General features: G+C 36.7%; 1 protein-coding gene. It reads right to left on the bottom strand.

All coding sequences use genetic code 11. The features are described 5' to 3' along the window. Nucleotides 1-270 (bottom strand): BofC N-terminal domain-containing protein (locus SB658_RS24215; RefSeq protein WP_410602897.1); only part of this gene is annotated, 270 nt, incomplete at both ends.

Genomic DNA, 270 nt, shown 5'->3' with positions numbered 1-270 from the left:
CACACCGAAATAACCGCTCGTCTTTAATAACGGAGAAATATCATCAACTTTCTTTTGTAATACGATTTGTACATCATCACGATCAACGAGCTGCCATTCTTTATACTGCTGTAAAAACTTTTCTAAGTCCGCTACTTTTTCTGTAAATATTTCCTCACTTACTTCTCCATCAACATACATTCGCTCTAATAAAATTGTAACTTCAGGCTCTTTTTCTGTTACTTCTGGTACTGGCCCTTCCGCCTTCACATTCGTTTCATAAACGAAACA

It is taken from the genome of Bacillus sp. SIMBA_008 (assembly GCF_046535495.1).
Classification (GTDB): domain Bacteria; phylum Bacillota; class Bacilli; order Bacillales; family Bacillaceae; genus Bacillus; species Bacillus subtilis.
The sequence above is the reverse complement of the archived record's forward strand: the minus strand, read 5'-3'. Positions and strand labels throughout refer to the sequence as shown.